This window comes from Flavobacterium sp. (assembly GCF_020217025.1).
Taxonomy (GTDB): Bacteria; Bacteroidota; Bacteroidia; order Flavobacteriales; family Flavobacteriaceae; genus Flavobacterium.
This window is the reverse complement of sequence record NZ_JAIWOF010000149.1, coordinates 1-10,000: the sequence shown is the minus strand read 5'-3', so window position 1 is coordinate 10,000 and position 10,000 is coordinate 1. Positions and strand designations below refer to the sequence as shown.

Here is a 10,000-nt window from a genome sequence, read left to right as displayed (position 1 = left end):
ACTAAAATATTGTTTACTTCTTTTCCGTTGACAGTAATTTTACCTTCTTCGTCAATTTCAACACCTGGAAGCTGTTTTAACAAAGCTTCAACATTAGCATCTGGTCGTACTTTGAAAGATGAAGCGTTAAATTCCAATGTGTCGCTTTTAATTGTAATAGGTGGAGCTTCTGATTGAACTACAACCTCGTTTAAAGTGCTTACATTTTCAGCTAATTTAATAAAACCAAAATCTTTGTCTTTGCTTAAATTGTCTAATTTTTCAGTGTAATCGGTATAACCAATGTAGGATACTTTAAAATAAATTGGACTTTCATTTTTCTTGGTTTTGATTTCAAAATTCCCATTTTTATCCGAAATGGTGTAATCTACAACAGTTGAATCTTTTACAGTTTTTAAATAAATGGTTGCAGATTCTAAAGGGAGAGCACTATTCTTATCAATTATTTTTCCTTTTAATAAAATAGTGTTTTGAGAAAAAATGGCTGGGGTAACCAGCAACAATAAGGCTAATAAAAAATTATTTCGCATAAAAAAGTGAAGTTTGTTTTAAGTTGTTATAAACTACGAAATAAAATATTTATTGTGTAACTAAAAATTTTCTTACGAAAAATTTAACAAAGACCATAAAAAAACCGAAGCGTTAACTTCGGTTTTTCAACTATTTCTGTCTGAAATAAATATCAATTGGAACACCACTAAAATTGTATTGTTCTCTTAACTTATTTTCAATAAATCGCTTATACGGGTCTTTTACATATTGTGGCAAATTCGCAAAAAACACAAACTGAGGCGTTGGTGTTGGTAACTGCATACAATATTTAATCTTGATGTATTTTCCTTTCAATGCTGGTGGTGGCGTTGCTTCAATAATAGGCAACATCAACTCATTGAATTTAGAAGTTGAAATACGTTGTTTTCTGTTTTCAAAAACTTCAACTGCAGTTTCTAACGCTTTCAATAAACGTTGTTTCGTTAAAGCTGAGATAAATAAAATCGGCACATCAGTAAAAGGTGCAATTTCTTCTCTAATTTTTCTTTCGTAATCTCTTGTTGACATAGTGTCTTTTTCAACCAAATCCCATTTGTTGACTAAGATTACGATTCCTTTACGGTTTTTCTCGGCCAACCAAAAAATACTTTGATCTTGTCCTTCAAATCCACGAGTCGCATCGATAACCAATAAACACACGTCACTGTGCTCAATTGCTCTTACCGAACGCATTACGGAATAAAATTCTAAATCTTCTTTTACTTTCGCTTTACGTCTAATTCCAGCCGTATCAACTAAGTTGAATTCAAATCCAAAACGGTTGTATTTTGTGTCAATCGCATCACGAGTAGTTCCTGCAATATCAGTTACTACAAATCGATCTTCGCCAATTAAAGCGTTGATGAATGATGATTTTCCAGCATTTGGTCTTCCTACAACACAAAATCTTGGTAACGGATTTTCTTCTTCTATCGCTTCTGGTAATTCAGGTAAAACCTCTACGATTTTATCTAATAATTCCCCAGTTCCGCTTCCGCTCATTCCTGAAATGGTGAAATATTCACCTAATCCTAAATTATAGAATTCCACTGCGTCTTTTTCACGCATGGCATTGTCTACTTTATTGACTACTAAAAGAATAGGTTTTTTAACTTTACGAAGCAATTTCGCTACTTCTTCATCCATTGGAGTTATGCCTTCCTCAACATCTACCACAAAAACAATAGCATCCGCCTCGTCAATAGCTAATTCTACTTGACGACGAATTTCTCCTTCAAAAATATCATCCGAACCTTTTACATAACCTCCGGTATCAATTACCGAAAATTCTTTTCCGTTCCACTCACTTTTTCCATAATTTCTATCACGTGTAACACCGCTTACCGAGTCAACAATGGCTTCTCTTCGCTGAATTAAACGGTTAAAAAATGTGGATTTTCCAACATTTGGTCTTCCTACAATGGCAACAATATTGTTCATAATCTTATTTTGAATCGGCAAAAGTACGATTTTTTTTGGAGCTTTTTCCAGCTATCCATTACAACTCCACAATTTTACGTCTTTTTTTCTAAATTTATTGCGGTAGCTTCTAAGGTCGCTATCACAATAAAAAGAAAAAATAGGTGTAAAATTTGCGGGGTTTTCATTCTTATCTGGGCTAGACTGAAAATTTTATTTAACATTTGTTAAAAATTTATATATTCGCACAAATCTCAAGTGTATGGAACCCGAAAAAAGCATCGCACTTCGTCCTAAGTTTGAAGTGGAATCAAAAAAAAGTGTTGCGGAAATTTTAGAAAGAGCCAAAACGTTAAAGTCTGAATTAAAATCGGATTACCAAATCAAAATCATAGACGAACATTTGTATTTTTATTTCAGTAAAGAAAAACGAAAATACTATTCACCATTTTTACATTTGGAATTAGAAGCCAATGAAGATAAAACCACAGTAAAAGGCTTGTTCGGGCCTGAGCAATTGCTTTGGACGCTTTTTATGTTTTTACATTTTATAGTTGCTGGATTATTTTTGGTTTTTGCTATGATGGCTTACACGCATTGGTCGTTAAAACAATCAGTAGTTTTAGATTTTAGTATTATGGGTGTAATGGTTGTTTTTTGGTTTTCGCTCTATTTTATGGCGCGATTAAATAGAGAGCAAGGTGTTCCACAAATGCATGAATTAGAAGATTTGATGCATAAGGTTTTAAGTTAAGAATGAAAAACGTTTCTTTTTTAAGAAATTAATTTAATACATTTGAGGTCAATTAACTAGCCCCAATTTTGAATAAAAAATACACCATTTTGTTTTTAGCTGTATTTATACTACTTCAATCAGTAGGGATGTTCTATTTTGCTACTTTTTCACATAAAATTTTCAAAAAAATTGCTGAGTCTAATAAAAACCCTCATCTAGTTGTTACTAAGACAATTTCTAAAAAAGATTATTTTTTAATGAAAATTGATGACCACGAAATGGTTATCGATGATGAACTTTATGATATTTTAGAAGAATCATTTGAAGGTAATTTTATTAAATTAAAACTTTTTAAAGACAAAAAAGAGAAAAATTTTGCGTTGAAAATTAAAAACATTCAAAAGAAAAGTCAGTCTTCTAAGGGGAAAAGTATCTTCAAAACCAAGATTGCTTGTTTGAATAAAACACCATATTACATTTCAAAGTCTCTTAAAAAGGAATCTTTGAAAAAAACACCATTTAACTTCATTTACATAAAAGAAGTTTATTTATCTATAATTGTTCCACCTCCCGATTTTATTTAATTTTTTTCAATTTATGTTGATTAGATGCATTTTAAAACGCATCTAGATATGCTTGTTATTTAATTTAAATTAAAAATAAAATGAAATTATTAAATAAAATGATAGCTCTTTTAGCTATCGTTACATCGACTATGGTTTATAGTCAAGACACAAAAAATGATTCTGTAGCAAAAATTAATTACTTAAAAGAAGTAGAAGTTACAGCTACATCAAATTCAAATAAGTCAATTCTAAGTCAACCACAATCGATATCAAAATTGGATAAAAAAGAATTGAATAGAAATACGGGGTTGTTTTTAGATGATGCCATTAATACAAATGCGCCAGGTGTAAATATGCAAAAAAGAACGGTTTCTGGAGGTCAACAATTTAATATTCGTGGCTATGGAAATGGGGTAAGAGGAACAAATGGTTCAAATAGTAATTTTGACACACAAGGAACTAAAGTTTATTTAAACAATATTCCAGTAACAGATGCAGAAGGAATAACGGTATTAGATGATATTGATTTTGCATCTATCGGTAATGTGGAAATCGTTAAAGGGCCTTCAGGTTCATTATATGGTTTAGCCATAGCAGGTGTTGTAAATCTAAAAACAATACAGCCAGAGCTAGAAAAAATTTCATTAACACAAAATACATTGTTTGGAAGTTATGGATTAAAAAGACTAACAACACAAGCTCAGATAGGAGGGAAAAATGGATCAATGTTGATTAATTATGGAAATCAATCATATGATGGTTTCATGAAACATACGGCTTCAAGTAAAGATTTTGTAAATATTTTTGGAAATGCTTCACTAAGTGAGAAACAAAAAATCAATGCTTACTTAGGATACAGCGATAGTTATGATCAAAGAAACGGAGAATTAACGCGAGAGCAATATGAAGATTTTGATTATTCTGGAAACCCTGCTTACATTAAGAATGATGCACATTCTCATGTTATTAGTTTTAGAGGAGGTTTAAATCATGATTATCAATTTAATAAAAACATAGGAAATACGCTAACTGTTTTTGGAACTGGAATTGTAAGTGACGCAAGTTCTGCAGGAGGTTGGACGGATAGAACAGCATTAAATTATGGTTTTAGAACATCATTTAATACAAATTTCGACTTAGGAACTTCGCTTAAACTTTCAGGTATTACAGGGGCTGAATTGCAACAACAAAATTCTCAAACTATTGCTTATGCTATGGTTGCTAATGGTGTAGATCCTGATGCTTATAATGTAATTGGAAATCAAAGAAGTAACAAGTACAGTATTTCTAAAACAAATAACTTGTTTACAGAATGGACATTGAATATGCCAAAAGACTTTTCTCTTACTGCAGGTGTTGGAAGCAGTTATATGGGTATTGAATTACAAGATAGAGTTTATGTTGCAGCTAATAATACACCTAGTACTTACATGCCAACTACATTTAGAACTTCATATAAAAATATGATTTCGCCTAAATTTGCTATTAACAAAGTTTTTAATAAAAAAGTTTCATTATACGCTTCTTATAATAAAGGGTATAAAGCACCTGTTAGTTCTTATTTTTATATTCCTTTTACAGGAGAAGTTAATAAAGATTTAAAAGCAGAAGTTGGAACTCAATTCGAGATAGGCTCTAAGGGAAGTTTGTTTAGTAATAGATTTACTTATGAAGTAGCCCTTTTTCAAACAAATTTTAAAGACAAAATGACTTCTGTAGCAGTTCCAAATGCTACAAATACGGCAACTTTATATTCTTACATTGTTAATGCTGGAGAGCAAGTTCATAAAGGAATAGAAATTAATGTAAAATACGAATTAATCAAGTCAGAAACTGGATTCGTTAAAAATGTAACTCCTTTCGCAAACGTAACATATTCAGATTTTAAATATAAAGATTATGTTTTTCAAAGAACGTACAATATAGCATTTGATTTTTCAGGTGAAAAAGTATTAGGAACTCCTCCAGTTGTATTTAACTCCGGTTTTGATTTTGTGTTTAAATATGGTTTTTATGGAAATGTGACCTATAATTACAGAGATGCGGTTTTTTACAGTTATGTGCCTACTGCAACAACAGATCCTAATAGGGTTCATTATGAAACCAAAAGTTATAATTTGTTAAATGCTAAGTTAGGTTACCAAAGAAAAATTGTAAATAACTTATCATTAGATGCAAGTCTTGGGATAAATAACATTACAAATACACAATATTACCAAATGGTATTCAATAACCAGTTGCCAGATGCTTATTTGCCAGCACCTTATAATGCAACTTTCTTTGGTGGATTAAACTTAAAATATACATTCTAATTAATAAAAGAGCGGTTTTATGCCGCTCTTAAATTTGATAATATGAAAGCTATAAAATACTTAGTAGTGTTACTTGTTGTTACAGGTTGTGAAAGATTTTCGAAAGAAGACAAAAAGCAAGAAACTACAACAAGAATTGTTTGCATTGCAAAGCAATACAATGAAATTATTTGCGCATTAGGTGCTCAAAAAGATTTAGTTGCTGTTGATGTGTCAAGTACTTATCCAGCAGAATTAAAAGAACTACCAACTGTTGGTTATCATAGAGCGTTGAGTTTGGAAGCCATTTTGGCGAGCAAACCAACTATTGTGATTGAAGATGATAATATTGGTCCTGAAACCGTGGTTGATCAATTGAAGAAACTTAAAGTTCCTATGAAACAATTTGGAAAGTATGAACAAACCATTGCAGGAACTGATTCGTTAATTCATGAAATGGGACGCTACTTTAAAAGAGAAAAAGCGGCCGATTCTATCTGTATTACTTTGAAAAATGAATTTGATGAAGCAATTAAAAAAACAAACGCTTTCACAAAAAAAACAAGAGTTTTGGTTATACATTATGGACAAGCTTCAAATGTATATTTAGTTATGACTAAAAATAGTACGGGTGGTAAAATGATCGAATGGGCTGGTGGTGAAATTGCAATAGATGAAGAAAAAGGGATGAAACATCTTTCTCCAGAATTAGTAGCCGCTGCAAATCCAGATGTTATTTTAATTACCGATTTTGGTTATGATAAACTGGGTGGTTCTTATGATAAAATAGGAGAATTACCCGGAGTTTCAAGTACTAAAGCATACAAAGACAAGAAAATTTACAGAATAGAAGAACATGATTTGGTGTATTTAGGGCCAAGAACAGGTAAAAATATCCAACTGATTCAAAAATTAATTCAGCAATAATGTTTTTTACAAAACGAGATTTCTTTTTATTGATAACGTTGCTATTATTATTAGTAGTAGTTTTCTTATTGTCTATTGGATTAGGAGCCGTTAAAATTTCACTTGATGAGATGTTTTCTTCATTCATGAATTTTTTCAACGGAAATGAATTTACAACGTTAAATGAACGTATTTTCATTGATATAAGATTGCCAAGATCGGTGTTAAGTATTTTAGTTGGTGCAACATTGGCCGTTGGTGGAACATTAGTTCAAGCATTATTTAGAAACCCAATTGTAGAACCAGGACTCATAGGAACTTCTAGCGGAGCTGCTTTTGGGGCTTCCTTTTTTATTGTTTTGGGTAATACTTTCGCTTTTGCAACCAATAACATTTCGTTGCCACTTATAGCGTGCATTGGTGGAATAATTGGAACATTTTTGGTTTTTTCCTTGTCTAAAATAAACGGAAACAACAATTCGGTAACGGTTTTGTTATTAATTGGGGTTGCTGTAAATGCTTTGTTTTTAAGCGGAATTGGATTTTTATCCTACATTGCTCGTGATCCACAAGCGCGTTCTATTTCATTTTGGAATTTAGGAACACTTTCAGGAGCCAATTGGCAAGCGGTAGAATTGGTTGCTTTTTTTTCTATTTCCGGTTTAATTTTGTCTTATTTTTTAGGTAAGAAATTAAATACTCTAATTCTTGGAGCCGATGAAGCAAGCTATTTAGGAATCAATGTGAATCTCTTAAAATATCAAGTTTTAATAATTAATGTTATTATGGTTTCGGTGGCTACCTCATTTGTAGGAGTTATTGGTTTTGTGGGATTAATTGTGCCTCATATTATAAGAATGATTAGTGGTTCCGATATCCGAAAACTCATTATTTTCGGTTCGCTATTTGGTGCCATTTTTCTTTGCTTTGCCGATTTGGTTGCACGATTATTATTAAGTCCTGCGGAATTGCCAATTGGAATTGTAACCTCATTTGTTGGAGTTCCAGTGTTTATTATTTTATTACGAAAATCTAATTACTTTTTTTAATATGCTTACAACTAAAAATTTATCGGTTGCTATTGCTAATAAAGTAATTCTGGAAAATATTTCAGAAACATTTGAAGCGGGTAAAATAACGCTAATCATTGGTCCAAATGGCGCTGGAAAATCAACTTTCATAAAGTCAATTTGTGGTCAATTAAAATTAAATCAAAAAGGGACAGTTGATTATGATGCTGAGTTTTTATCAATTTCAGAATTGGCTAAAGTAAGAGCTGTTTTATCTCAAAATAGTAAGTTGAATTTTCCGTTAACCGTTCGTGATATTGTAATGATGGGAAGATATCCACATTTTAGCAATTATCCATCTGAAAAAGACAAACGAGCTTGTAATGAAGCGATTCAGTTTTTTGAATTAGAAAGTTTTGTAGATAGGAATTACTTGACTTTAAGTGGAGGCGAGATGCAACGGGTTCATTTTGCCCGAGTTTTAGCTCAAATCTGGTTTTCCGAAGAAAATAAAACACGCTATTTAATTCTAGATGAACCTCTAACATTTCTAGATGTCCATTTTCAATATAGTTTTATGTACAAAATGCAAGAATTAGCAAAAGCGAATAACATTGTAATTATTGGCGTTTTGCACGATTTGAATTTGACGGCTAAATTTGCCGATAAAATTATGCTGCTTAGTCAAGGAAAAGTAATTGCCTCAGGAAATAAATCAGAAGTTTTGTCTAAAGAAAATATAGTAGAAGCTTTTAAAATGGAGCCTAAAATTCATACAATAGAAAACGAAATCTTCATTCATTTTTAAAAAGAAAGCCTGATATACTTATCAGGCTTTTCTATTTATTTTTGATTATATCCAAAACGTCTCAACTGACGTTCGTTGCTTCTCCAATCTTTATTTACTTTAACGTAAGTAGCTAAGTGAATTTGTTTTCCAAAGAATTTTTCTAAATCTTCTCTTGCTTGAATCCCAACTTTCTTCAATGCCGCACCTTTGTGTCCAATGATGATTCCTTTTTGCGTATCACGCTCTACCATGATTACGGCGCGAATTCTAATGATGTTGTCGTCTTCAATAAATTCTTCCGTTTCAATTTCTACAGCATACGGAATTTCTTTATCGTAATTCAACAAGATTTTCTCACGAATGGTTTCGTTGACAAAGAAACGTTCTGGTTTATCAGTCAAAGCATCTTTTGGATAAAACGCTGGGGAAACAGGAAGCAATTCAATAATTCGATCAAAAACAGTTTGGACATTAAAGTTTTCTAAAGCAGAAATGGGATAGATTTCGGCATTGGGTACTTTGTCTTTCCACATTTGCATTTGTTCTTCCAACTGTTCTTGGTTCGATTTGTCAATTTTATTCAATAATAATAAAACCGGAATCTTAGAGTGGATAATTTTATTAAAAAACGCTTCGTCTTTTAATTCTTTTTCGCCAATCTCTACCATGTAAACCAAAATGTCAGCATCTTCAAAAGCTGATTTCACAAAATCCATCATCGAATTTTGTAATTCATACGCTGGTTTTATAATTCCAGGCGTATCTGAAAATAAAACTTGAAAATCATCTCCATTTACAATTCCTAAAATACGGTGTCTCGTAGTTTGTGCTTTCGATGTGATAATAGAAAGGCGTTCCCCTACAAACGCATTCATAAGAGTTGATTTCCCTACATTCGGATTTCCAATGATATTTACATAACCTGCTCTGTGCTCCATTTCAATAAATTTATGGGTACAAAGGTAGTGATAACGCCTGAAATAGTAGAAAGAAAACATTATTTTTAAAAAAGTCTTGTAATTTTAAATAAAGAGTGTACCTTTGCACTCACAAATCGCGGGATAGAGCAGTAGGCAGCTCGTCGGGCTCATAACCCGAAGGTCACAGGTTCGAGTCCTGTTCCCGCTACTAAGTAGAAAAAAGCCCGCTAAGGCTTTAAAGTAAAAGGTTTTGAATACTTTTCAAAACCTTTTTTTTATGTCCAAAATTCTTAGTATCTTACAAATCGTAAACGAAACCGTAAACGATTTTACCTTGAAGCCAAAACGCAATTACACCGAACCCAAAATCTATACTGGAGGTATTGAGATTACTAAATGGTCCAAATATTCTAAAGCAGAACAACAAGAAGCTTTAGATAAAAACTGGTTTGTCTATTTCTCTTTTCGTAATCCAAAAACAGGTTTTTTAGAAAAACAACCCTTTATCAAAGGAGGTGTGAACCGCTATAAAACCAAAGAAGAGCGAATGGAAATCCTAGAAACCTATCGCCGAAATTTACTTCGAATCTTAAAAGAAGGCTACAATCCTTATGACGAAAAAGGCACACAAAACGAAATTAAATCCGTAAAAGAAGCTTTTGCTTTCGCACTGGACATCAAAAAAAATATGATGACCGAGAATTCCTATATTCGTTTTAAATCCAGAATCAAACGTTTTGAATGGAAAAAACGGTCAAATTGACCACCACTTTCCAGTCTAAATTGACCATCGATTTCGGTGCAAACTGACCACCCAATTCCAGTCCAAAT

At 32.1% G+C, this 10,000-nt stretch carries 10 protein-coding genes and 1 tRNA gene; 8 read left to right on the top strand and 3 right to left on the bottom strand.

The window, feature by feature from the left end; translation table 11 throughout:
- Both LDL23_RS07560 and der read right to left on the bottom strand, forming a co-directional pair.
- The coding region (locus tag LDL23_RS07560) for a carboxypeptidase-like regulatory domain-containing protein (RefSeq protein WP_291265154.1) at positions 1 to 530 on the bottom strand (530 nt) is incomplete at its 3' end.
- Positions 531 to 660: 130 nt separating this feature from the next.
- Positions 661 to 1,971: a ribosome biogenesis GTPase Der gene (gene der, locus LDL23_RS07555; RefSeq protein ID WP_291265153.1), complete on the bottom strand. Its 1,311-nt coding sequence runs from the start codon at positions 1,969 to 1,971 to the stop codon at positions 661 to 663.
- 241 nt (positions 1,972 to 2,212) lie between these two features.
- Between der and LDL23_RS07550 the strand changes: the two genes are divergently transcribed.
- The 6 genes from LDL23_RS07550 to LDL23_RS07525 all read left to right on the top strand — a co-directional run bounded on the left by LDL23_RS07550 (position 2,213) and on the right by LDL23_RS07525 (position 8,267).
- Positions 2,213 to 2,704 (top strand): hypothetical protein, encoded by a 492-nt coding sequence (locus LDL23_RS07550; protein ID WP_291265152.1) that lies wholly within the window; start codon positions 2,213 to 2,215, stop codon positions 2,702 to 2,704.
- A 239-nt stretch (positions 2,705 to 2,943) separates the two neighbouring features.
- A complete protein-coding gene (locus tag LDL23_RS07545; protein ID WP_291265151.1) occupies positions 2,944 to 3,270 on the top strand; it encodes a hypothetical protein in 327 nt (108 codons plus the stop codon).
- A gap of 80 nt (positions 3,271 to 3,350) precedes the next feature.
- The gene (locus LDL23_RS07540; RefSeq protein ID WP_291265150.1) at positions 3,351 to 5,564 is read left to right on the top strand and encodes a TonB-dependent receptor; all 2,214 of its coding nucleotides are present in this window, start codon (positions 3,351 to 3,353) and stop codon (positions 5,562 to 5,564) included.
- A gap of 42 nt (positions 5,565 to 5,606) precedes the next feature.
- Positions 5,607 to 6,470, top strand: a complete 864-nt coding sequence (locus LDL23_RS07535; protein ID WP_291265149.1) for an ABC transporter substrate-binding protein — start codon at positions 5,607 to 5,609, stop codon at positions 6,468 to 6,470.
- Entirely contained in the window at positions 6,470 to 7,498 is a 1,029-nt protein-coding gene (locus LDL23_RS07530) for an iron ABC transporter permease (RefSeq protein ID WP_291265148.1), read from the top strand. The genes LDL23_RS07535 and LDL23_RS07530 overlap by 1 nt, the downstream gene beginning before the upstream one ends.
- Before the next feature lies 1 nt (position 7,499).
- Positions 7,500 to 8,267, top strand: coding sequence for an ATP-binding cassette domain-containing protein (locus tag LDL23_RS07525; RefSeq protein WP_291265147.1), 768 nt, complete (start codon positions 7,500 to 7,502; stop codon positions 8,265 to 8,267).
- A 35-nt stretch (positions 8,268 to 8,302) separates the two neighbouring features.
- Here LDL23_RS07525 and era read toward each other — a convergent pair whose 3' ends face one another.
- Entirely contained in the window at positions 8,303 to 9,187 is an 885-nt protein-coding gene (gene era / locus LDL23_RS07520) for a GTPase Era (protein ID WP_291265146.1), read from the bottom strand.
- 117 nt (positions 9,188 to 9,304) lie between these two features.
- On the opposite strand from era, the gene LDL23_RS07515 reads away from it, so the two are divergent.
- Positions 9,305 to 9,377: transfer RNA gene (locus LDL23_RS07515), tRNA-Met, on the top strand.
- Positions 9,378 to 9,446: 69 nt separating this feature from the next.
- Positions 9,447 to 9,932, top strand: a complete 486-nt coding sequence (locus LDL23_RS07510; RefSeq protein ID WP_291265145.1) for a hypothetical protein — start codon at positions 9,447 to 9,449, stop codon at positions 9,930 to 9,932.
- Positions 9,933 to 10,000 lie beyond the last annotated feature (68 nt).